Raw genomic sequence first — 22,910 nt, 5'->3', positions numbered from 1 at the left:
GGAGTGAACATGACCAGCGTTAAGCCGTTCGTCCAGACCTCGCCCGCCTACGGCGGTGACTACAACCCCGAGCAGTGGGATGCCGCAACCTTTGATCGCGACCTCGAACTGATGGTCGAGCAGGGCGTGAACATGGTGTCGCTGGGCATCTTCTCGTGGGCCCGACTGGAGCCCACAGAGGGCACGTACGACCTCGACTGGATCGCCGACCTCATCGACCGCCTGTACGCCAAGGGCATCAGCACGAACCTGGCTACCGGAACCGCGTCCCCACCTGTGTGGATGGCCGAGACCTACCCGGAATCACTGCCCGTCAACGCCAACGGCGTGCGCCTGGGCTTCGGTTCGCGCCAGCAGTACTGCCCCTCCTCCCCTATCTACCGGGAAAAGTCGGCGTCGCTCGCAGGGGCACTGGCCGAGCGTTTTGGCGCGCACCCCGCGGTCAAGCTCTGGCACATCAACAACGAGTACGGCTGCCACATTTCCGAGTGCTACTGCGACACCTGCCGTGTGGCATTCCAGGGCTGGCTGTCCGAGCGCTACGGCACGATCGAAGAACTCAACCAGGCCTGGGGAACGGACTTCTGGTCCCAGCGTTACGCGGCATTCGAGCAGATCAACGTACCAAAGGCGATGCCAACCTTCCGCAACCCCGGGCAGATGCTGGACTGGAAGCGGTTCTCCAACCACCAGATCCTCGGCTGCATGCTGGGCGAGCTGAACGCTATCCGCGAGCACTCGGCGCTACCGATCACCACCAACTTCATGGGCGCTTTCGCGCCTCTGAACTACCGCGAGTGGGCCCAGCACCTAGACCTGATTACCGACGATCACTATCCAGACCCAGCGGACCCTGCAGCAGGCGCTGACATTGCGTGGCAGGCAGACGTGATGCGCGGTCTGGCAAAGGGCGCGCCGTGGCTGCTCATGGAGCAGACCACGGGCGCAGTCCAGTGGCGCCCACGCAACTCGCCCAAGCGCCCCGGCCAGTACGCGATGTGGTCGATGCAGCGTATGGCGCACGGCGCAGATGGCATCCTTCAGTTCCAGTGGCGCCAGTCCAAGGGTGGCTCCGAGACCTTCCACGCGGGCATGGTTCCGCACGCCGGCAAGGCCTCGCGCACCTGGCATGACTCTGTGTGGCTGGGCCAGGCGCTCAAGCGCCTCGCCCCGGTTCTGGGCGCGCGCTCCGAGGCGAGTGTGGCTGTTGTTATCGACTGGGAGTCCGAGTGGGCACGCTCCGTGTCCGTGGGCCCATCCGATCACGGCACCCCGTTTGAGGGCGCCAAGGCCTGGCACCGCACACTCTGGGAGCAGGGGATTGCCACGGACGTGCTCGGTCCGGACGACGAGCTGGACGGCTACAAGGTCTTGATCGTCCCCGAGTTGTTCATTGACCGTCCATCCGTTGCCAAGGCCGCGGAGCGCATTACCGCCGCTGGCGGGCACGTGATCGTGACCGCAGGAACCTCCGTGGTCAACGAGACCATGGGTGCACAGCTGGGCGGATACCTAGGCTCGTTCAAGGAATTGCTCGGCGTCCAGGTTGCCGACCACGCGCTCCTCACCGGCCCCGTATTCGGCCCGGGAGAGAACCGCCTCGCCACCACCGAGGAAACCACCCGCGCCAACACGGTCAACCGCATGTCCCGCGCAGTGGGAATCCCAGCCGCACACACCTGGCTCGGGCTCGAGGCCACCACCCCGGCGCTCGAGCGGGCGCTTGGCGCCGCAGGCGCCGAAGGTCTTGATCTGCGCGGCGGAATGTGGGCCGAGCACGTGATTGCAGCCATCCCAGCCGATCTGCTGGAACGTTACGACGGGGACCTGCCGGAGGGAATCGTCGCTAAGGGGTTTGCGGTTCCGGGCAAGATCGGCGAGGCCGACGTCATTGCGAGCTTCGACGGCCGCGGCGGTTCCGTGGACCTCGCCGGCATGCCGGCGATCACGCGCCGCACCATCGCGGGCGAGGGCGGCACCAAGGGTGGCGCCTGGTACGTGGCCACGGACCTTGACGCGCCGTCGCGCGCCGCACTGTGGACCATGGTCAGCATGTACGCGCGCATCACCCCGGTGATCGCGGGTCTGCCGGACGGCGTGGAGGCCCAGAAGCGTGGCGAGTTCACGTTCCTGCTCAACCACTCCGACAAGTCTGTGCAGCTCGGCGGCATCGTGGGCATCGACCTGATTTCCGGGCAGTCGTGCACGGGTCACGTCATGATCGCGCCGCGTAGCTCCATGGTGGTTGCGCCCGCCGAATAGGCAGGTTGCCTGTGGGGCAGTGGGCTGGTGACCAGCTTGCCCCACAGATGTTCGACGATCGGGCCGGGTTCGCAGCACACGCTGCGGGCTCGGCCCTCTCACTTCTTCGAACACACCATCGAACGGATGATTTTTAATCCGTTGGGTATCGAACGGATGATTATCGATCCGTTCGATGGGGAGGGTAGGGCTGGGCAAAGTAAGGGTGGGAGCACCGGATTGCACCCATTTTTCCATCGAGAGTATTCCTGAGCCCACTCTCGACGTCGAGAGTGGGCTCAGGAATACTCTCGATGAGTGGGTGGGGCGGGTGAGGGGCCCTATGTGCCCTATCTAAGCAGGCCAAACCCTGCTACAACGGAAGTATGAACGCACAACTTTTCAACAGGGAGACCGCAATCCGCGAGGGTGGCAACACCCAGCTGATTTTCGCTGCTGTGCTGTTCGTAGGCGCGGCAGTATTTTCGTTGCTGTGGGTAGTCAACGTGATTGAGCACCCCAGCGGCGGGGACGGTCGCGAGATCTCGTATCCGATCATCGCCGGAGGCGCGGCGCTCATAGGTTTGCTGTTCCTCATCCGCGCGCTGTGGAACAAGGCTCGACGCGCTGACGTGGACTATCACATCGCCATCGAGTTTGCGGCGCTCGCGGAGCGCCAGGAAGCTCAGGTTGAGGAGCTCGTGGACCGCGTGCGCCGAATCAATGCCTCCAAGGACCACTTCAGGCCCGAGAATACTCACCTTGAGCCTGATCTCGAGGTCAAACTCGACAACGAATAGCAGTACGTGGGTCGCAGCGCGGCTCTACCGCTCGAGTCCCTCGCGGGTGAGCAGCGATTCCTTGATCGCGAGCCCGTACCGGAACCCGCCCAGGCTCCCGTCCGTGCGCAGCACGCGGTGGCACGGCACGAACAGCGCCGCCGCGTTCATCGCGCACGCGCTCGCGGCCGCTCGTACGGCCGCTGGCCTACCTGAACGCTCCGCGTACTGCGTGTACGTGACCACCTCGCCCGGCGCGACCGTGCGGAGCACATCCCACGCGTGTTCGCGGAATGGCCCGGATTTTTGCCGCACCGGTACCTCCGCGAGCGCGCTTGCGTCGCCGTCGTAGTAGGCGGTCAGCGCCCTGTGGGCGCCCTGAACTACCTCGATTTCCGACGATTCACCTCCTTCCAGCACCACCCCACCTTCGGAGAGGTCGGCTGGGGTGAGTGTGGCAACGGCAGCTCTCGCGGGGCGCAGGCTCGCGTGTATCAGCGGTAGGAGCTCGTCGAGCTTCTCGGTCCAGCCCGAGGCCAACACCTCTGCAGTGGTGGCGATGAAGGTGAACGGGCCGTCGGGTGTGGAGGTGGTCAGTGCGTACGCCACCGTGGCTGCGTCCACGCTGGAGAGAGATTCTGGGGCAGTGAGTGGGGTGGTCATGATTCCTCCGGTGTGGAGCGATTGCTGGTTGGCTGCGAGTTTCCGCGTGCGTTGCCGAGGTCCCGGTTGGCAGTCGGGAAGTCGAGGTGGGAAACGGGATCTCGTGGAAGTGAGGGGCGTGTTGAGGGGGAGCCCGCCGCCTGCCACAGGTGCATGGAGGCGTACGAGCGCCAAGGCGCCCAACCCCTTGCGCGCTCCGCTAGAGCCCGATGGGCGGCCTGCTTGCTCGCGGCAGACTCCTTGCCCCGCTGGGACGGAGGTGGTGCTGGAGGGTGCGCAGGATCGTCGTTAATTGCGTTGGGCAGCAGCCCAAGGGCGCGCGCGCCCGCCACGAGCGCGACGTCACCTGCCATCCAGGCGTCCGTGTCACCGAGGACGCGAAGTGCCACGTAGGCGGCGGTCCACTCGCCGACCCCGGGCAGGGCAACCAGGCGTTTCCGCAGGTCATCCGAGTCGAGGCCTACGTGCAGCGCGAGGTCCCCCGAGGCGAGCGCGAGCGCGGCGCCGCGAACCGTGTTGATCGAGCGCCGGGGCAGGCGCAGCGTGCGATCGGGGTCGAGGTCGCCCTGAGCGGGAGGCTCGGGGACGGCATACGAGATTGCGTCGGGCGTGGGGAACAGGAGGTCCAGACCGGGAATCGAGGACTCGTAAGGCTCCCCGGCGCGGTGTGCCAACCGGGTTAGGTGCTTGCGCGCGGCCGCAACCGAGATCTGCTGGCCGATGATCGCCCTGATGAGCAGCTCGGCCGGGTCCACTGCGCCGGGCACGCGGATGCCGGGGGTCTGGGCCACGAGTGGGGCGAGCGCTGGGTCGGCGGACAGCGCGAGGTCGATTCCCTGGGCGTCCGCGTCAAGGTCGAACAGGCGGCGGATGCGCGCGGTGGCCACGGAGATGTCGGACAGGGTGGAGAGCTCTAGGCGGGCCTCGATGCGCCAGCTACCGACCGCGCGAGGGAGGCGAGAGGCCACTACCTCGACGGCGCCCGGCCCACCGGGCAGACTGAGCGTGCGGGCGTAGGAGAGCCGATCCGGGTCGCTCAGGTCTGCGGATTCGACGCCGGGGATCGCGCGCACGGCCAGGAACTCGAACACGCTGTGGGCGTCGAACGGGTCGCGGACGGGAAGGGTGATCCGGACGTTGATTCTTGAGTCTGAGCGTGCGGTGCGTCCTTGGGTGTTGCTGCTTCTCAGGGCGCTGGCGTTTCCTTGGGCGCTGGCGTCGCTGGCGGGTCCATCGGGAGTGCTGCAGGTGTGCGAGTCCGCGGTGATGCCCGTGCCGATGGAAGTTAGAGCGCTCGCGCGAGCTATGTCGGGCGCAGGAGCATTGCTATGCCGGCGTCGGGTGCGCTCGCGGATCTGGGTTGGGGTGGCATCAAAGACCTGTGCAAAGGTCTCGTTGAACTGGCGCACCGAGCCGAAGCCCGCGGCATGAGCCACGTCCGCGAGCAGGAGGTCCGTGCCTACCAGCAGTGCCCGGGCGGTCTGTGCGCGCCGAGCACGGGCGAGCGCCAAGGGGGCCGCGCCAAGTTCCGCCACGAGGGTTCGCTGGAGCTGGCGGGCGGAATAGCCAAGCCGGGTGGAGAGGCCCTCGATGCCCTCGCGGTCCACCACGCCGTCCCCGATGAGCCGCATCGCGCGGGCCGCAACATCGTGCCGGATGTTCCACTCCGGGGAACCGGGAGTTGCCTCAGGTAGGCAGCGCTTGCACGCGCGGAATCCGGCCTCCTGTGCGGCGGCGCTCGTGGAGTAGAACGCCACGTTCTCGGGCTTTGGTGTTCGTGCCGGACACGACGGCCGGCAGTAGATTCCCGTGGATTTCACGCCCGTGAAGAACTGGCCGTCGAACCGCCGGTCGCGCGTGCTAATTGCCCGATAGCGCGCCTCAAACACCGCGGAATCCTGCGCGTGGCGCGCGGATCCGACCGGTTCTGCGGTGGGGCGTTCAGTGGACATGACTTCACGCTAGCACGCACTCCGTGCCGTGGGCTGGCGGTTTTCGGACACGCCTGTGGGGTTGGTCCCACGCTGGAGAATTACACGTACTGGACCTCGATGGGCACCCCCAGGAACGTTGCATACCGCTCTGCCTCGCGGCGGACCCCATCCACGAACGCCTTGGGGATCTTCCACGACAGATCGAACAACTTGATCTGAACTACCGAAACCTTAGACAGGTCCTTGCGCGACCAGGTTCCCACGACCTTCCCACGCCACACCACCGTTGGCTTGAACATGCCGTTTCCGCCCGGCACGATCTTCTCCGAGTCTCCGGGCGATAGGTGCGCCGACCGGTCCTTGAACCCCAGCAGAAACTCGTCGAAACCCGGCAAGAGAAGAGCGTCCCGCACCTTGGCCGCACCCTCGGACTCGTGCTCCTCCATGCGCCGGGTGCTGATCCAGTACTCCTGATCAACTCCCTGAAGGCGAACCGGGTGGATCTCGTCCCCCAGTTCCTCCAAGCTAGCCCTCACGCTTGTGACCGGGAGCTTGGTGAAGTTGGTAATGTCAGCAACGCTCATGGGGCCACGCCCGTGCACCAGCCTGCCCGCAATCCGGGTGACGGTCTGCTGGAAGGTGAGTGGATCGTCGATAATTTGGGGGCGGGAATCCGCCCCGGGGGCGTGCGTGAGCCAGTGGCGAACCGACACGAGCAGCTGCTCCTTGCCCCGGATCGGGCCCCAGGCGATCAGGCCCTGATTGCAGAGCGTCAGGATCAGGTGGTAAACCTGCGGTGGATCGGCCGGCAGGCCGGCACGTTTCCACAGGTCAGTGGCCTCCTGGCGGGAAAGGGTCTGCCCGCTGTCGAGCGCCAACAGGAGCTCATTCCCGGCGGCCTCGATGATCTCGTCCGTGAGGCCGAGATGCTCGCGCCGCGGCGCCCACGACTTGAGCGAACGTGGGCCCATCGCATCCAAAACCCAGCGAATATCCTCGGTGGCCATCACGTGCAGGGTGCCGCGGAAGGGCCAATTACGCATGAGCGCGCCGTGATTGAACAGCTCCTCCACGTCCGCCCGGGTTGCCCCAGGCGCGCGCAACCCCAGCGACCACAGCACCCCTGGCAGGTCCTGGCCTTGCGAGGCTAGGGCATCGAACGCCCGCCCCTGGATGATCTCCCGGGTGGATGTGGTGTCCCCGCGAACGGGCTGCACCAGATCAAGTGCGCGTAGCCGCAACTCAATAAAGTCCTTGAGCGGCAGGGTTGTGGCGTTGCGAGGCGAAGTCGGCATCGGAGGCATAGGACTAGTAAAGACCCACCCGCCGACACTCGCACGTGGTGGTGCGGTTGGGTGGGGCTCGGTGCCACGGCACCACCCCACCTTTCGATCGAGAGTATTCCTGAGCCCACTCTCGATGTCGAGAGTGGGCTCAGGAATACTCTCGATGTGGGGATGGGTCAGTTTGCCACGGTGAAGCGGGTGTTCTGGTGGGCAGGGTTCTCAAGCTCGTCAACAACGGCCACCGCAAAGTCCTCGGCGGAAATCGAGTCGCCAACAGGCGAGTCCTTGCCCACCTTGTAGGAGCCCGTGCGGGTTCCCGGCGCAATCAGGGGCGCAGGGGACAGGACGACCCAGTTGAACCCGGTGGATTCTTTGTACATGTCCAGCACAGTGGACATGGTCTCGGCCTCGGGCTTGAACGCGGCGGGGAAGCCCTCGGTCTCGTGCAGGTGCCTGTCTCCCGCCATGAGGCTTCCGGCGCCGCCCACCACAAAGGTGCGGCCGGCGGGGCGGTTCTCGATGATGTTCTTGTGCAGTTCAAGGGTCGGGCGGTGGGACTGGCCCGTGCGGCTTGGTGGGATTGAGATAACCACGGCGTCGTGCTCGCGGGCAGTCTGGAGGAACTCGTCAGTGTCAGAGGCGTCGCCAATCTGAAGGGTTGCGCCCTCAACGTTGGCCTGGTGTCGGCCGATGACGGTGACTTCGTGGCCGCGGCCGATTGCCTCGAGTGCAACTCGTGAGCCGACCATCCCGGTTCCGCCGTAGATTGCGATCTTCATTCTTTCCTCCTGTGTGGTCATCAGATCTTCATTAGTTACTGTAAGAGAGTTACTATCGTTTGGTAAGTAGGCACTTTGAAGTAACTAGGATGTTGGCTCATGGAAGCAAATCCGTATGACAGGAACTGCCCATCGCGCCGTCTGCTCGACCGCATAGGGGACCGCTGGACTGTGCTTGTGGTAGGTATTCTGTCCGAGGGCCCAACGCGTTTCGGGGAGATCGCGCGGCAGATCGACGGCATCTCACAGAAGATGTTGACCCAGACTCTGCGCAAGCTTGAGGCTGATGGGATCGTGTCCCGCCGGGCATACCCGGAGGTTCCGCCACGCGTGGAGTACTCACTTACGGATGCCGGGCGCTCACTGCAGGAGCCGTTGAAGGCGCTCGAGAGTTGGGCTCGGGAGCACTTCGAGCTCCTGGATTCTATTGAGGTCTAGCGGATCTCGGGCCGCGAGTGTACGAACGTACTAGTCCCGGGTAGGCGACCGTTGCCCGAGCAAGAGGCGATGTGTACGCTCGTACACATGACGGAGTATTTCGCAGGCGACCCTCGAACCAACAAGCAGCGCATGGAGGACGGCGACTTCTACATCGCCGATGACCCCGACCTCGAATCAGCCAGCCAGCGCGCCTACGCGCTGCAAACGCAGTACGCGGAGTTGCACCGGACCGACCCGGACGCGGCCTACTCGGTTCTCCAAGAACTCCTTGGCGAACTCGGGGAGCGCTCGTACATCAAGCCTCCGCTGTTTGTGGACTACGGCTCCTACCTCAAAGTAGGCAAGCGGACCTTTGCCAACTACAACCTCACCGCGCTGGACGTCGCCCCAATCACCATTGGTGATGACTGCCAGATCGGCCCCAACGTTCAACTCCTGACCCCGATCCACCCGCTCGAGCCAACTCCGCGCCGCGACAAGCTCGAGGGCGCACTGCCGATCACGATTGGCAACAACGTCTGGCTCGGCGGCGGAGTGATCGTGTGCCCGGGGGTGACCATCGGCGACAACACAGTAGTGGGCGCCGGATCCGTGGTCACCAAGGACCTTCCCGCCAATGTGCTCGCGCTGGGATCACCTGCGCGCGTGGTGCGAGAACTCGAGGAGAAGGACTTCAACGTTCGCCCGGCAACTGGTGGCTCTGGCGCCTGAACAAGGCCTTCGCAGGAGCAAAACACGTGAGCAGGGTTGCGGAAGGTAGGAGATAGGCGTGGCAGAACGCAGAATCGACCCGGAGCGCAGGGAACGAATCCTTGCGGTGACTAGGGAGTTGATTGCCGCCAATGGCGTGGATGGGGTGACACACCGCAAGATCGCGGCTGCCGCGGACGTGCCGCTCGGTGCCATGACCTATTACTTCTCCGGCCGTGATGAGCTGTTGTTCGAGGTGTTTACGCGGTTCGCAGACGAGGTGGCAGCTCGGTTCGCCGCCCGAATGTCGGCGGCAACCAACTATCTAGAAGCGCGCGATGCCGTGGTCTCGATCATCACGCACGACGTATTTCCAGACAGGGAGCGTGCAGACGCTAGAGCGGAGCGTGCGCGTTCAAACGACCTCGTCATCACGCACGAACTGTATGCGCTGGCCGCCCGCCGCCCGGAGTATCGCGAGATCACGCACGCATGGATGGTCAAGAGCCGAGCCGCGCTCGAGCAGCACTTCGATCCCGATACTGCGCGCATGCTGGACGCTCTGATCGAGGGGCTCACCATTCACCGGGCGCTCGACACAGAGGACGTGGCGGACCTCGCCGTTGAGGCGGTCCTGCGGATCACCAACTAGTGCGAACCGCGTTACTTGGCATCCTTGATGGCGCTGACAAAGTCTGTGAGGGACACCGTGGTGCTGAAGTCCTCGCCAAAGACCTCGGGGTAAACGTGCTGTGGGCTGGAAATCTGTGGATCGTCGTCAATCTGGTTAATCAAGAACGTGCCCTGGCCGCCCAGCGGCATGAACCAACTCGCCGTGACGTCATGTGAGTAGCTGAGGAAGAGGACGTAGTCCTTCCCGGCCACCATGCGTGAGTACGTGAGTTCGTTGCTGCAGACCGAATTGGCATACTGGGTGACCTTGATGGGGGAGCCAGCAGCGGGTGGAGCGCCGAGGCCGTCTTTTGTCCACAGGACTTCCTGAACATGTGTGTTCACGGTTGTGCGCAGGAGATCGTCGGCGCCGAAGCCCGAGTCCGCCAGGTCAACCGCATGCGCCACGATGATGGCATCTGAGTCAGCCTTGGCCTCGGCCAGCTCGCCATACGCAAAGTAATCGAAGGCGACCGACTGCGAGCAGTTCTGAGGGCTCGTAAAGTTACGGACCCGATCCTTGATGAAGAACCATCCGCCAGCAGCCACTGCGGCAAGCGCAAGAACAACCAGGACGTTGGTGATGGCGTTGTGGCGCTTGGTGTTCACAGCGAGTTCCTTGCGTCGGTGGGTGGGCGCTGGTGGCTGGTAGTCACGTGCTGGGGCGCTGGTTGGGCCTTTCTAGCGGACATAACTGCGGTGTGACTAAGTAGAAAGTCCCAACCTTGCGCGTGAGGCGTACGATAAAACTGATGTCGGGAACGGCGATTAAGTTACAGCCTACCCAGTTTCATCACCCACTTTGGGGCTATGGCGCAGTTGGTAGCGCGTCTCGTTCGCAATGAGAAGGTCAGGGGTTCGAATCCCCTTAGCTCCACCATAAGAGGCTTACTGCAATCGGCGTCCTCGTAAACGCCGCCAGGCAGGTCAAGCCAGAGATTCTGTAGTTTGGCCAGGTCGCCCTTCGGGGCGGCTTTTGGCGTTTCTGGGCCGGTGTGGCGCGCTGTCGCGGCCTGGGCCGTACTGCGTGCTATCTCGGGCGTTGCGCCCGCTGTGAGGGGCCTCCCAGCCGCGTTCGGCGGCGAGGAGTTCCCGTAGCGGCGAGCGGATGTCGTCTCCGACGACCTCGTCGTGGGCGACGTAGACGTGGGCGAAGATTGCCTGGTTGGGCTTGCGGCGGGTGGCTTCGCTGGCGTGGAGGTACAGCTCATAGGGGTTCTCGAGCAGGTTCAGGTGCGCGTCGAGGAGCGCTCGGCCACTGGAGAGGTCGCCGTGGACTTGGCTGAGCTGTTCGGTGACGCGCTGCCGGTCGCAGGCTATCTCCCGGAGTCGCTGCCGGATGCGCTCCTGCGGGAGTGAGCTGTCTGCGGCGAGGTCGAGGAGGTTGTCTTCCTTGGTCGCGAGCTGCGCCAGCTGATCCTCCAGGTTCTTGCGGAGCAACTGCTGCGCGGCGACCTGGTCGTCCAGCGCCGCCTCGATGTGGTCGCGGACAGCGGCGACGAACGCGGGACTGAGGCGGATGGTCTTGTAGTGCTCGGCGATGGCGTCCTCGACGCGGTCGATCGAGGAGTAGGGGGCGCCGCAGACGTGGTCTTGCACGCCTCGGCAGAAGAAATACCCGTAGTCGGCGGTGCCGTGCCTGCCGGTGGTGCGCATGAGGATCATGCGGCGGTTGACGTGCTGTTCGAGGCGGCACTGGCCGCACCAGATGCTGCCCTCTCGGACGGCTTCGGCAGCGAGGATGAGCAGGACGACGACGTTGGAGCCGAGCGCGAGGAGCGAGACCGGGAAGCCGAGTGCGTAGGTCAGCACGCGCAGGCGGATGATCACGTTGATGTGCCACCGATCTTTGCGGGACAGGCGCATCCAGTCGGGCTGCTGGCGGATGTGTGCGAGGGCTTGCATGGCGCCGAACACCCAGCGCTCACGCTGTTTGTAGGCGGCCTTCAAGGTGAACGGCGGTTGCTCGATCATCTCGGTGTGGTGTCAGCCGAACACGTCCTTCCCGAACTTGAGATAGGCAGCGAGACCGAAGACGAGGTCTTCGGCGATGAGGGCGGAGCCGTCGAGGTTACCGATGTCCCAGCCGATCTGGTTCTCCAGATCCTGACGGACGACGAGGTTCGAGCCGTGCAGATGCATCGGTGGCGGGCTGGTCATGACGGAGTAGCACTCGTGGCAGCCGAAGGGACGGTTGGCCTCCATCGCCTTGTTCAGCAGCGTCGTCTCGTTCCAGCCCAGACCGTAGGAGATCATGCCCTCCGAGATCCCCACCGGATGACGACTCAGGCGATGCACCAAGCGTGCGAGGTTGTCGGGGGTGAAGACGGATTCTTCGTCGTAGTGCACGACGTAGGACTCGGTCGGAGAGGCGCGGTGCTGCTCGACCAGTACTCCAGCGCACGAGCCTTGAGGCGGGTGTCTTTGGGTGTGCGGTAGTCGGTCGGCAGGAGGTACGGCGTCACCGGGATGATCGCGTTTCGGTAGCGGGTCTGGAGAGCGGCCACCTCATCGGCGCCCTCAGTGATGATCTCGACCCTGACGACCTTCTGCAGCACCGGATAGCGGGCCACGCCTGCGAGGACGTTGTCGATGCCGCGCTGGACGACGGAGAGCGCACCGCCCTTGGTGGTGATCTGGATCAGGAAGCGATGCGTGTTCCCTTTCCGCTTCGCGTGAGCGAGAGATGCGGTGAGCTTCCGGTTGGTGACCTTCTCACGAGAGGCGTGCTTGTGGGCGCTGGCCTTGATCACCATCCACCAGAAGTAGAGGTAGGTCAGGATCAGGAGCACCATCGCCCCGAACAGGAACCAGCCGACTGGTGTGAGATCGGGCGCGAGACGCACTACGCGCGGACTCCCGAATCACCCCCTCGTGAGACGAAGATGCATGAACTGCTGGAGATGGTGTGGTGGAAAGCCAGGCGCATTACTGCTCTGGGATATAACACGAATCGATTACTGAGACAATAATGAAATTGTCTCTCTGCAGGTATTTATCCGTCGCTTTGCGATATTCCTATTCCGGCAAATTGCGGATTATGAGAGAATAGAGGGCAGATCGCAGCGTCCCGGTCGAGCCGTCCGGCTCCCGCCTGCGACAGCACGACCCGCCCGAGCGGCGCGGCACCCTAGCAGTGTCGGAGGCCGCCGGTACCGTGGGACACGGCACTATTAGCACAACTTAAGACGCGCCCAGCGGCGCAGAGGAGACTCACAGCATGGCACGCGCCGCGAAGCCGAAACCGACGAAGACACTCGAGCAGACCCTCTGGGAGGCTGCCGACAAGCTGCGCGGCAACCAGGAGCCGAGCGAGTACAAGCACGTCGTGCTGGGCCTGGTCTTCCTCAAGTACATCTCGGACCGGTTCGAGGAGCGTCGAGCTACTCTGCAGACAGAGTTGGCCACGGAGGGGATCAAGCCGGAGCGGCTGCCTGATTTCCTCGAGGATCGCGACGAGTACACCAGTCACAACGTGTTCTGGGTGCCTGAGCTCGCGCGCTGGGGCTACATCCAGTCCGTGGCGAAGCAGCCCGAGATCGGGCAGCAGATTGACCAAGCGATGGATCTCATCGAGAAGGAGAACCCGTCACTGCGCGGTGTGCTCCCGCGCAACTACGGCCGCGACGGCCTGGACAAGCGACGTCTGGGCGAGCTGGTCGACCTGATCGGTTCGATTGGCTTCACCGAGACCGACGATCACGGCGCCGACGACGTGTTGGGTCGGGTCTACGAGTACTTCCTCGGCCAGTTCGCCGGTAAGGAGACGGGCAAGGACGCCGGAGCCTTCTACACGCCCCGCTGGGTGGTCAAGCTCCTCGTCGAGATGCTTGAGCCGTACAAGGGGCGCGTCTACGATCCTGCGGCAGGTTCAGGCGGCATGTTCGTGCAGTCAGCCGAGTTCGTGAAGGCTCATGGTGGTAAGCGCACTGACATCTCCGTCTACGGGCAGGAGTACACCGACACGACGTGGAAGCTCGCCAAGATGAACCTCGCGCTTCGAGGTATCGAAGCCGACCTTGGGCCGCGCTCGGCCGATTCCTTCACGGAGGACTTGCACCCGGATTTGCGTGCCGACTTCGTCATCGCGAACCCACCCTTCAACGTCTCTGACTGGTGGGATTCCAAGCTGGCCGATGATCCGCGTTGGAAGTACGGAACGCCGCCGCAGAGCAACGCCAATTTTGCGTGGGTGCAGCACTTCATCCACCACCTCAGTCCCACGGGTACTGCGGGCTTCGTGCTTGCGAACGGAGCGCTCTCATCGCGAGCGGCAGGTGAGGCGGACGTTCGAGAGCGACTCGTCCAGGATGACCTTGTTGATTGCATCGTGTCGCTGCCCGATCGGCTCTTCTTCAATACGGCCATTCCAGTGTCGCTGTGGTTCGTATCCAAGGGCCGCCACGGGAACGGCCATCGCGCTCGCGCGGGCGAAGTGCTCTTCATTGATGCACGACGTCTTGGTCAGATGGAGACTCGTCGTCTACGTGCACTGAGCGACGACGACATATCGAAGATTGCAGGCACATACCACGCATGGCGTTCACGCAATCCTGCGGAACCTTATGTCGACATTGAGGGTTTCGCTCGGGTAGCGAGAGCCGAGGAGATTGCCGCGCAAGGCTACGTACTTACGCCGAGCCGCTACGTCGGGTCTATCGACAATGTAGTGGACCCAAACGCACCCGAATCGCTCACAGCACGAATCAACCTAGTCTCTGAAGCCCGGCAACTCCTGGTGGATTTTGACTCGGCTCGTGCCCAAGCAGAAGCTGCGCTTGCTGTGCTCTCGGACGCGCTCGAGGTCGATGAGTGGAGGGAAGTGTGCGTCGGCGATGTTGCGAAAGTCGTGGGCGGTGGCACACCGCCTTCGCGTGACGAGGCGAACTTCGGCGGCGGTATCCCTTGGATAACACCCAAGGACATGACAGGACATCAGGGCCGGTATATTCGTGCGGGCGCCAGATCACTGTCGGAGGCGGGTCTGGCTAACTCAAGCGCAAAGCTGCTCCCGAAAGATGCGGTACTCGTCTCCAGCCGTGCTCCAGTAGGCCTCGTCGCGATCGCCGCTCAGCCGTTGGCCACGAATCAGGGCGTCCGTTCTCTGATATTTGACGAGACTCAGGATCCCCTCTTCTGGTATTACCTGTTGCGCCAGTCCACTGGAGTCCTGGATGCACATGCCAACGGCAGCACGTTCCGAGAGATCAGCGGCGGCAGTATCGCCAAGCTCGCGTTCACCGTGCCATCGTTGGAGTGGCAGCGACGGATTGCTGAGACTTTGAATCGGATCGATGGACTGATTGAGCACAACCTCAACCTCAACGCTGTGCTCGGTCAGCTATCGGTCCTTGGCTCGCACTACGCAGTGAGGCGGAGCGAATGAGGATCCCAGATCTCTGCCTAATCGAGGGCTGCCTCCGTGTGGCGGCGCACAACGGGGACCATGACCTGCGGCCAGTGGAAGCATGGGATTTCTTTGGTGCAGCGGATCTGAACAAGATCAATAAGGCTGGATATGCGACACCGCGGGGCGGTGATAAGGGCGCCTATCAGAATCATGTTTATCGCAACAACAAGGTGATTGTTCCGTTTGAACACCTTGATTACGTCGACCTCACTCAATATGCCGACGGATACGTCGTGCGCCTGTTCCCGGATCAGTACTTTGAATCACCAGGGGTCGTACGGCAACGCTTCGCCGAGACGGGGTCTCCAGTTGTGGGGCGAGACGCGTTCGTGTTGTATCGCAGTCACGCGTCGCTGGAGGCGTTCCCGCCGCTGGCGGACTGGGAGGTGCGTTGGCTGTCGCGAGATGGTCGTCCCGTAGCCCGCCGTGGAAACCGTGCTGTCGACTCGGGGGAGTATGTCCTTCGTCTGTCGAACGCTGGCGCAACGAGGCCGAAGCGGTATGAGGGGCCCCCTCAAGGTATTTTCGCTCCCGAGTACGCTCCTGCTCAGACGAACTACGAGTGTCAGGCCATGCTCTCTTGGCTGATCGTTCATGCGCGGTCCAGTCCCTACACGACGTCCCAGGCATTGCATCTCAAGGCGATACTCGACCATAGCGGGTTGCTTGGAGATCGCTTGGAACGCGCGGGTGTCACTCGGAACGGGCTCTCTATCTGTCCGCTCTGCCTTCGGGTGATCGACTACGAAGAGCTCCACAAGTCCGTCGACTTCAGTCAAGTTGATGGGCTGCTGAACGCTGCGCTGCAAGTCGAAGGGGCCACGCGTTCCACGAAGGTCAACCTTTTCCATCTCGAACCTCTTGTCTACGAGGCATTGAATCATCGTCCGACCTCCGTCGCGTGGGGGCATGCAACCTGCAACACTTTGCTCGGGCAGCGTCACTGCTACTCCCTCGCAGAGCTGCAGGAAGCGGGACGGAAGATCGGTTTCCTCGATGAGGACGATGAGCTTGTGACGTTCGGCTGGATATCCGAAGACTTCAAGATGATCCGATCACCACATGGCGCGGTATGGGTCCAGCTAAGCGATGACATGAGTGCAGACGAGCAGGCAGCCTCCTTTGATGCAACTCAAGATCGCCCACTCGCTCCACCAGCCGCCGAGGAGCACGAGCAGTGAGCGCGTTCAACGAGAACATCGTCGAGCTGGCGGCGCTGGAGTACTTCGCGGAGCTGGGCTACCGCACCCTGCACGGGCCGGACATCGCTCCTGGCGAGCCGGGCGCGGAGCGCGACTCCTATGAGGAGGTATTCCTGTGGGCCCGGTTGCGTGACGCGATCCGTCGTATCAATCCGGGGACTTCCCCTGCCCTTGTCGACGAGGCGATCAAGCGGGTGCGGCGTGCGGAGTCGCAGAGCCCGATCGATGAGAACTACCGGCTGCATCAGCTCATTACCGAGGGCGTGCCTGTCGAGCACCGGGATGCCGACGGTGCGCTGCGCACGACCAGGTTGTGGTTGGTTGACTTAGATCGGCCGGAGAACAACGACTGGGTGGCGATCAACCAGTTCACGATTGTCGAGAACGGCAAGAACCGCCGGCCTGACGTGCTGGTGCTCGTCAATGGCATGCCGTTGGCGCTGCTGGAGTTGAAGAACCCGACTGCCGGGCACGCCACGTTGAAGTCGGCGTGGAACCAGGTGCAGACGTACCGACAAGACATCCAGTCCGTGTTCGTGCCGAACGCTGTCACCGTGATCTCCGACGGCACGTCGGCGGCGATGAGCAGCTACGCCGGAGCGTTCGAACACTATGCGCCGTGGAAGACCATCGAGGGCCGCGAGGTAGTCAGCGACCGCCCTGCCCTTGAAGTGCTTATCAAGGGAGTGTTCGAGCCGAAGCGGTTCCTAGATCTGTTGCAGAACTTCATCGTCTTCAGCGATGAAACCGTCACCGACAAGGCCGCTGGGCAGCCGAGGCGGGTGCTGGTGAAGCGGGTGGCGAAGTACCACCAGTACTGGGCGGTGAATGCAGCGGTCGAGTCGACCGTGCAGGCGTCTCGGCCTGATGGTGACCGTCGTGGTGGTGTGGTCTGGCATACCCAGGGGTCGGGCAAGAGCTTCGAGATGGTGTTCTATGCCGCGAAGATCATGCGCGATCCCCGGATGGCGAATCCGACGCTCGTGTTCATCACCGATCGCAACGACTTGGACGACCAGCTGTTCGGGGAGACCTTCGCCCCGGCGCGCATCCTGCCGGAGACCCCGGTGCAGGCCGCGACTCGCACTGACCTGCGGACGAAGTTGAAGCGCGCGTCGGGCGGCATCGTCTTCACGACGTTGCAGAAGTTCGCTCCCGGCGAGGATGGCGATGCCAACCCCGTGCTGACGGATCGTCGCAACGTCGTCGTGGTGGCGGACGAGGCGCATCGAAGCCAGTACGGCTTCGGAGAGACGCTGGATCGTCACGGACGCTTGCGCTCGGGCTTGGCGAAGCACATGCGAGATGCTTTGCCGGGTGCCACCTATCTTGGCTTCACCGGGACACCGATCGAGTCGAACGACAAGTCCACTCGATCGGTGTTCGGTGACTACGTCGACGTCTACGACCTCACTCGTGCGGTCGAGGACGGCGCGACCGTCAAGATCTTCTACGAATCGCGTCTGGCGAAGATCGATCTGTCCGACGACGACCTTGCCGCGCTCGACGAACTGGCGGACGAGATCACCGAGACCGTCGAAGAGGATGCCGCCACGGCTGCGAAGTCCCGCTGGTCACGGCTGGAGGCCATCGTCGGCGCCGACTCGCGGCTCGACCTCATCGCCCGCGACATCGTCGAGCACTGGGAGAAACGACGAGAAGCGCTGTTCGGCAAGGGCATGATCGTCACGATGAGCCGCCGTATCGCGGTGCGGCTCTACGAGAAGATTGTCGCGCTTCGCCCGGACTGGCATTCGGACGATCCCGCTAAGGGCAAGATCAAGGTCGTCATGACCGGCTCGGCTGCCGATCCGGCCGAGTTCCAGCCGCACATCCACTCCAAGGACGTCCGCAAAGACCTCAAGCTCAGGGCGAAGAACCCCGACGACGAACTCGATCTGGTGATCGTCCGCGACATGTGGCTGACCGGCTTCGACGCGCCGTCTATGCACACGATGTACGTCGACAAGACCATGCAGGGTGCTGGCCTGATGCAGGCCATCGCTCGAGTCAACCGCACCTTCCGGGACAAGCCCGGCGGGCTCATCGTCGACTACATTGGCGTGTTCGCGAACCTTCAGGCGGCGCTCCAGGAGTACTCACCCTCTGATCGTGACCAGGCCGGCGTACCGATCGACGAGATGGTCGCCGTCATGCTGGAGAAGCACGACATCATCCGGGGACTGCTGCACGGCGTCGGCTACGACTCCTCGCCGACGCTCACCGCCTCGCAGCGCCTGGCGGAGTACGCCAGGGTACTCGACTTCGTCATGGCCGACCCCGACCGCACGAAGCGCTTCAATGACCAGGTGCTCGCGCTCGCCAAGGCGTTCGCGCTAGCCGGAGCACGTGACGAGGCGGCAGCGATCCGCAACGACGTGCGCCTGTTCACCGACGTCCGTGCAGCCATCTTGAAGATCCAGAACCCTGACTCGGGGCGTGGCGGCTCTGGGGCGGTCGAGATCGACACCGCACTGGGGCAGCTGCTCAACGAGGCGGTCGCCGCCGACCAGGTCGTCGACATCTACAAGCTCGCTGGTGTCGAGACACCGGAGCTGTCCATTCTGAGCGATGAGTTCCTCGACTCGCTCGTGGAGAAGGACAAGCCGAACCTCCAGATGGGGCTCTTGCGGCGCCTGCTCAACGACCAGATCCGCACCGTGCAGCGCACGAACCTCGTACAGGCGCGGAAGTTCTCCGAGCTGCTGGACGAGGCGATCAATCGGTACACGAACCGGTCGCTGACGACGGCGGAGATCATCGCGGAACTGGTGAAGCTCGCCAAGCAGATGCGCGACGACGAGAAGCGACATGACGAGTTGGGGCTTCGCGAGGACGAGGTCGCGTTCTATGACGCCATCGTCCAAAACGACGCAGCCGTGCTGGAGCTTGGCGACGAGGTTCTCAAGGAGATCGCGCAGAAGCTCGTCAAGGCAGTTCGGGAGTCCGCAACCATCGACTGGAATCTCAAGGACTCCGTCCGTGCCACCATGCGCACCAAGGTGCGGCGCTTGCTGGCGCGCTACGACTATCCGCCTGATGCTGAGGCCAAGGCGATCGAGCTGGTGCTGGAGCAAGCTGAGTTGTTTGCTAAGGGGGAGGTATCGGAGGGATGAGCTACGCCCCGAAGGAGCCGACCGAGAAGTCCAAGTGGAGTCTCATCCCACTCACCCCTGAGTATCTCGAAGCTGAGCACAGTGGCTACGTCTCGGCGCTTGAGGCTGCGCTTGAAGACGATGAGATTCGTAACATCGCGCTGTCCGGAAACTACGGTGTCGGCAAGAGCAGTATCTTGCGGGAGCTCGGGAAGCGACTTGACGGCCGCGTTGTCGAGCTTTCGCTGTCCACCCTTGCCCCGATTGAAGCGTCCAAGCTAGACGAGTCGGTGCCGCTGCAGGCCACGACTCCGACGAACCGCATCCAGCAGGAGATCGTTAAGCAGCTGCTCTACCGAGAGGATCCCAGCAAGACTCCTGCATCTCGGTTTCGCCGGATCGAACGCTTCCAGGGGTGGAGAGAACTCGGCACTGCCGCCCTGTTGGGCCTCGCCGTTGCCGTCATCTTCCTTCTGACCGGGTGGACCGCGCGGATCGCGGCCACCTTCACAGCACTGAACGATCTCGGGGTCTGGGCACACCTGATCGTTTGGGTCGTGGCAACGACAGCGGTGCTCCTGGTGCGCTGGCTGTTCTACGGGAAGATCCGCATCAAGCAGTTCTCGGCGGGTGCGGCCACGGTCACCCTCGATGACAACTCCGTCTCGTACTTTGACCAGTATCTTGACGAGATCGTCTACTTCTTCGACGTGTCGGATCGTGACGTCGTGATCTTCGAAGACATCGACCGGTTCAACGACTCACACATCTTCGAGACGCTGCGCGCACTCAATACCTTGCTCAACGCCTCACCACAGATCGAGAAGCCGATCCGCTTCATCTATGCGATCAAGGACAGCATCTTCGATCGAATCGGGCTGGAAGCGGAAGGGCGCAAACTCGAGACCGACGTGCTCGCAATCGCAGATCCTGCGCAGGCCGAAGCGGTGCGTGCTAACCGCACCAAGTTCTTTGATCTCGTGATTCCGGTGGTGCCGTTCATCACGCATCGCAGTGCACGGAACCTGGCGACTCGGTTGCTGGCCGAGATCGAGCACAAGGTGGAGCCGGAACTGCTCGATCTGGCTGCGCAGTACGTCCCTGATATGCGGCTGCTGAAGAACGTCCGCAACGAGTTCATCGTCTTCCGCGATCGAATCTTCTCAGGCGACGGTGAGCAACTCGATCTGAGCGAGACTGACTTGTTCGCGATGATGCTCTACAAAAGCACGCACCTCACGGACTTCGAGACGATCCGACTCGGTAAGAGCAATCTGGACACCCTCTACAAGCTCAGTCGCGAGCTGGTAACCGAGAACATCAAGCGGATCGAGGGCGAGCGTCGTACGCTTCGGCAGCGGCTTGCACGCAAGAGCGGCGCAGAGTCGCGCAGCTCCCACCTTGCGGACTTGCTGGCGGCGCACATCGAACGGACGGCAGCCTCGGCCTCAGCGCTAGGAAGCCGACGTCGGAACGGTTTGACATCCTCGGTTGATGGCGCCCCGAAGTCGGACGCGGATCTACGAAGTGCGGAGTTCTGGGCGGCTTTCGTTGCGGCGGATGGTGACCCAGAGCTCCGTCAGCAGATGTCGTCTGGCAACGTACTAACGTTCTCGCGATCCAGCCTTGTCGGCGCGCTCGGTGATCCATTGGATGCTGACAGCTGGAGCGATGCAGATCGGGATCCGCTGAATGAACAACTCAACGAGAAGTTCGAGGACATCAAGTTCCTGCGCGGTGCGGACATGGGTGATCTGATCAAGCGCCCGGAGTTTCTAGTCATGTTCAAGGAACTCGACACGCCTGCGAGCGAAGGTACGTCTGCGACCTACAAGGAGACGGCGCAGTCGCTTGAGTACGTCGCCAAGGCACTGCTCAAGCCCGGCTTGGCCTATCAGCTTGTTCGGGCCGGACACATCAACCGCAACTTCACGCTGTACACCTCGACGTTCCACGGCGACCGCGTAAGCCCAGCGGCGACGAACTTCATCATCCACCACGTCGAGCGAGACCTGATGGATGCGCACTTTGAACTCGGCCCGGAGGATGTCGATGCCGTCGTGCGGGAACGTGGCAAGAGCGCACTGAAAGAACCAGCGCTCTACAACATCGCGATCCTTGATCGTCTCCTTGCAACCAACGCTGATGCAGCCGACATCATGATTCGCTCGCTGGTTGGCCTGGGAGAGAGTCAGACGCAGTTCCTGCAGGCGTACTTGACCGCCGGTGAGCAGCGCGCACAACTCGTCCAGCGGTTTGTGACAGTGTCGCCGAGAACGCTTCTCTACCTCGTGAACCAAGCGGAGCTGGACGACGCTTCGCAGCTAGAACTAGTAGACGTTGCACTGGCGAATCTGTCATCGTCAGCGCAGCGCACGGACGCGCGGGTCGTCGATTATCTACGAACGCACTACGCGGAGTTCTCCGTCCTCACGAACGACGGGATGTCCGCCCAGGCAGAGCGAGTTGGAGCGCTCTTCGCCGAGGCGAGTATCACGCTGCCTAGCCTGACGCCGCTCTCGGCAAGTGCCCGTCCGTCGTTCGTCTCGCGCGGTTTGTACGACATCACGCATGAGAACCTGACCCTCGCGATTGGCAATGACGAGACGGTTACTCTCGACGTCATCCGAGCGGCGAACAAGACGGTCTATGACTACGTCCTCGAACATATCGATGTCTATCTGGGCGCGATCGAAGGCTCTTCCGCAGCGGTCGATACAGGTGAGCAGTTCATCGCAGTGCTCGAGGAACTACTCGAGCAAGGGACGCCTCGCCTGGCCGACGTGGTTGAGCGCGCTGCGCCAGCGTGCCAGGTTGTCGATCTTGGCGCCATCTCCGAGGGAGCGTGGCCGGCGTTGGCTATGCATCAGCGGTTCCCTGCAACGTTCAACAACGTCAGCCGATACGTTGCTGCTCTTGGAGTCGATGCCCACCTCGCTCCGCTGCTGGCCGCAGCAGGCACGCTCACCGAGGCTGAGTCGGCCGACGAGGGCGAGAAGGCCACGTTGGCGACCACGATCCTTGCGGCGCGGGAGCAGCTGCCAGCCGCAACACTGCGCGCGGACCTTGTTGCGAGCTTGAAGCTGGGAAGCCACCTCGAGATTGGGGAGATTGCTGCCGAGACCGGCGACTTGTTCGCGCTACTCCTCAAGTACGACATCATCTCGGACACCGCCGAGTCATATGCGCACCTTGCGGCGACTGATTGGCCAACGCGAAGGGCGTTCATCCGCGAGTCGGAGGAGTTCGCGAGCCACATGACGCCGGAGCTGGTGCAGCCGGATCTGGCGGCGCTTCTCGCCGACAATGAGATCGAGGACGCGATCAAGCGGGTGATCGTCGAGCAGTCTGAAAGCGTACGCCGAGGTCGCTGGGCAGCGAGGGCTGAATGGACTGGCGCGCCTTGCTGTGAAGCACGGGCACACCATCCCGTCCGTTGTCGTGCAGAAGATGGCGCAGGGTGGCGCTTCTGCGCAGTACGTAGTACCCCTTCTCAAACCGCACCTTGGCGACCTTGCCCGCGCAGACCTCTTCGCGATCTTGCAGTCGCTGGGAGGCGACTATTCGAAGTTGACCACGGTGGGACGCACCGCCCTGCACATCGCAAATACCCCCGCAGACCGAGCCCTACTTGAGTGCTTGAAGGGTCACGGAACCGTCAGTTCGTATGACCCAGATGTATCGCCTATCAAGGTGAACAGGAGGCACAAGTGATGTG

16 protein-coding genes, 1 tRNA gene and 2 pseudogenes are annotated in these 22,910 nt (G+C 63.0%); 11 read left to right on the top strand and 8 right to left on the bottom strand.

The annotated features are described in order from the left end of the window. Positions 1–9 precede the first annotated feature (9 nt). Both HGSM_RS03085 and HGSM_RS03080 read left to right on the top strand, forming a co-directional pair. Complete coding sequence (locus HGSM_RS03085; protein ID WP_019147271.1) at positions 10–2,262, top strand: beta-galactosidase; 2,253 nt, start codon at positions 10–12, stop codon at positions 2,260–2,262. A gap of 365 nt (positions 2,263–2,627) precedes the next feature. Beyond that, on the top strand, positions 2,628–3,041 hold the full coding sequence (locus tag HGSM_RS03080) for a hypothetical protein (protein ID WP_019147270.1): 414 nt from the start codon (positions 2,628–2,630) through the stop codon (positions 3,039–3,041). A 24-nt stretch (positions 3,042–3,065) separates the two neighbouring features. Here the strand turns inward: HGSM_RS03080 and HGSM_RS03075 are convergent, their stop codons facing one another. The 4 genes from HGSM_RS03075 to HGSM_RS03060 all read right to left on the bottom strand — a co-directional run bounded on the left by HGSM_RS03075 (position 3,066) and on the right by HGSM_RS03060 (position 7,682). Next, the gene (locus tag HGSM_RS03075) at positions 3,066–3,683 is read right to left on the bottom strand and encodes a methylated-DNA--[protein]-cysteine S-methyltransferase (protein ID WP_019147269.1); all 618 of its coding nucleotides are present in this window, start codon (positions 3,681–3,683) and stop codon (positions 3,066–3,068) included. After that, positions 3,680–5,635, bottom strand: coding sequence for a DNA-3-methyladenine glycosylase 2 family protein (locus HGSM_RS03070; RefSeq protein WP_019147268.1), 1,956 nt, complete (start codon positions 5,633–5,635; stop codon positions 3,680–3,682). The genes HGSM_RS03075 and HGSM_RS03070 overlap by 4 nt, the downstream gene beginning before the upstream one ends. A gap of 80 nt (positions 5,636–5,715) precedes the next feature. Continuing rightward, positions 5,716–6,912: a winged helix DNA-binding domain-containing protein gene (locus HGSM_RS03065; RefSeq protein ID WP_195891329.1), complete on the bottom strand. Its 1,197-nt coding sequence runs from the start codon at positions 6,910–6,912 to the stop codon at positions 5,716–5,718. 167 nt (positions 6,913–7,079) lie between these two features. Continuing rightward, positions 7,080–7,682, bottom strand: a complete 603-nt coding sequence (locus HGSM_RS03060) for an NAD(P)-dependent oxidoreductase (RefSeq protein WP_040594563.1) — start codon at positions 7,680–7,682, stop codon at positions 7,080–7,082. Between the two features lie 99 nt (positions 7,683–7,781). Between HGSM_RS03060 and HGSM_RS03055 the strand changes: the two genes are divergently transcribed. From HGSM_RS03055 to HGSM_RS03045, 3 genes are all read left to right on the top strand, one after another. Continuing rightward, positions 7,782–8,120, top strand: coding sequence for a winged helix-turn-helix transcriptional regulator (locus tag HGSM_RS03055; protein ID WP_019147265.1), 339 nt, complete (start codon positions 7,782–7,784; stop codon positions 8,118–8,120). 87 nt (positions 8,121–8,207) lie between these two features. Next, positions 8,208–8,834, top strand: a complete 627-nt coding sequence (locus HGSM_RS03050) for a sugar O-acetyltransferase (protein WP_019147264.1) — start codon at positions 8,208–8,210, stop codon at positions 8,832–8,834. A gap of 58 nt (positions 8,835–8,892) precedes the next feature. Continuing rightward, positions 8,893–9,465 (top strand): TetR/AcrR family transcriptional regulator, encoded by a 573-nt coding sequence (locus HGSM_RS03045; protein ID WP_019147263.1) that lies wholly within the window; start codon positions 8,893–8,895, stop codon positions 9,463–9,465. An 11-nt stretch (positions 9,466–9,476) separates the two neighbouring features. On the opposite strand, the gene HGSM_RS03040 is transcribed toward HGSM_RS03045, so the two are convergent. Then, complete coding sequence (locus tag HGSM_RS03040) at positions 9,477–10,094, bottom strand: hypothetical protein (RefSeq protein ID WP_019147262.1); 618 nt, start codon at positions 10,092–10,094, stop codon at positions 9,477–9,479. 195 nt (positions 10,095–10,289) lie between these two features. Between HGSM_RS03040 and HGSM_RS03035 the strand changes: the two genes are divergently transcribed. Beyond that, a tRNA-Ala gene (locus tag HGSM_RS03035) sits at positions 10,290–10,365 on the top strand. Positions 10,366–10,412: 47 nt separating this feature from the next. Here HGSM_RS03035 and HGSM_RS13565 read toward each other — a convergent pair. The 3 genes from HGSM_RS13565 to HGSM_RS03020 are packed head-to-tail and all read right to left on the bottom strand — an operon-like array spanning position 10,413 to position 12,331. Continuing rightward, the gene (locus HGSM_RS13565) at positions 10,413–11,459 is read right to left on the bottom strand and encodes a hypothetical protein (RefSeq protein WP_051009564.1); all 1,047 of its coding nucleotides are present in this window, start codon (positions 11,457–11,459) and stop codon (positions 10,413–10,415) included. Between the two features lie 12 nt (positions 11,460–11,471). Continuing rightward, positions 11,472–11,783: a hypothetical protein gene (locus HGSM_RS03025; protein WP_230197490.1), complete on the bottom strand. Its 312-nt coding sequence runs from the start codon at positions 11,781–11,783 to the stop codon at positions 11,472–11,474. Next, positions 11,771–12,331, bottom strand: a complete 561-nt coding sequence (locus HGSM_RS03020) for a hypothetical protein (RefSeq protein WP_019147260.1) — start codon at positions 12,329–12,331, stop codon at positions 11,771–11,773. Before HGSM_RS03020 ends, HGSM_RS03025 begins: the two co-directional genes overlap by 13 nt. Before the next feature lie 374 nt (positions 12,332–12,705). Between HGSM_RS03020 and HGSM_RS03015 the strand changes: the two are divergent. The 5 genes and pseudogenes from HGSM_RS03015 to HGSM_RS03000 all read left to right on the top strand — a co-directional run. Continuing rightward, positions 12,706–14,143: pseudogene (locus tag HGSM_RS03015) on the top strand (N-6 DNA methylase); the annotation flags it as partial. An 11-nt stretch (positions 14,144–14,154) separates the two neighbouring features. Next, positions 14,155–14,871 carry a restriction endonuclease subunit S gene (locus HGSM_RS15045; RefSeq protein WP_407635104.1) on the top strand — a complete coding sequence of 239 codons (717 nt, stop codon included), beginning with the start codon at positions 14,155–14,157 and terminating at the stop codon, positions 14,869–14,871. Between the two features lie 74 nt (positions 14,872–14,945). Further along, positions 14,946–16,076: a restriction endonuclease gene (locus tag HGSM_RS03010; protein WP_154646224.1), complete on the top strand. Its 1,131-nt coding sequence runs from the start codon at positions 14,946–14,948 to the stop codon at positions 16,074–16,076. Beyond that, entirely contained in the window at positions 16,073–19,213 is a 3,141-nt protein-coding gene (locus HGSM_RS03005; protein ID WP_019147257.1) for a type I restriction endonuclease subunit R, read from the top strand. Before HGSM_RS03010 ends, HGSM_RS03005 begins: the two co-directional genes overlap by 4 nt. Beyond that, positions 19,210–22,906, top strand: a pseudogene (locus HGSM_RS03000) (YobI family P-loop NTPase). The gene HGSM_RS03005 and the pseudogene HGSM_RS03000 overlap by 4 nt, the downstream one beginning before the upstream one ends. Positions 22,907–22,910: the final 4 nt, after the last annotated feature.

Origin of the sequence: Timonella senegalensis JC301 (assembly GCF_000312125.1) — a bacterium.
In the GTDB taxonomy this organism is placed as follows: Bacteria; Actinomycetota; Actinomycetes; order Actinomycetales; family Cellulomonadaceae; genus Timonella; species Timonella senegalensis.
The sequence above is the reverse complement of the archived record's forward strand: the minus strand, read 5'-3'. Positions and strand labels throughout refer to the sequence as shown.

What these genes read in the sequence shown, in the direction of transcription:
- HGSM_RS03065 (WP_195891329.1), bottom strand. Translation starts at nt 6,912, where the DNA reads ATGCCGACTTCGCCTCGCAACGCCACAACCCTGCCGCTCAAGGACTTT.
- HGSM_RS03085 (WP_019147271.1), top strand. Translation starts at nt 10, where the DNA reads ATGACCAGCGTTAAGCCGTTCGTCCAGACCTCGCCCGCCTACGGCGGT.
- HGSM_RS13565 (WP_051009564.1), bottom strand. Translation starts at nt 11,459, where the DNA reads ATGATCGAGCAACCGCCGTTCACCTTGAAGGCCGCCTACAAACAGCGT.
- HGSM_RS03070 (WP_019147268.1), bottom strand. Translation starts at nt 5,635, where the DNA reads ATGTCCACTGAACGCCCCACCGCAGAACCGGTCGGATCCGCGCGCCAC.
- HGSM_RS03075 (WP_019147269.1), bottom strand. Translation starts at nt 3,683, where the DNA reads ATGACCACCCCACTCACTGCCCCAGAATCTCTCTCCAGCGTGGACGCA.
- HGSM_RS03050 (WP_019147264.1), top strand. Translation starts at nt 8,208, where the DNA reads ATGACGGAGTATTTCGCAGGCGACCCTCGAACCAACAAGCAGCGCATG.
- HGSM_RS03060 (WP_040594563.1), bottom strand. Translation starts at nt 7,682, where the DNA reads ATGAAGATCGCAATCTACGGCGGAACCGGGATGGTCGGCTCACGAGTT.
- HGSM_RS03055 (WP_019147265.1), top strand. Translation starts at nt 7,782, where the DNA reads ATGGAAGCAAATCCGTATGACAGGAACTGCCCATCGCGCCGTCTGCTC.
- HGSM_RS03080 (WP_019147270.1), top strand. Translation starts at nt 2,628, where the DNA reads ATGAACGCACAACTTTTCAACAGGGAGACCGCAATCCGCGAGGGTGGC.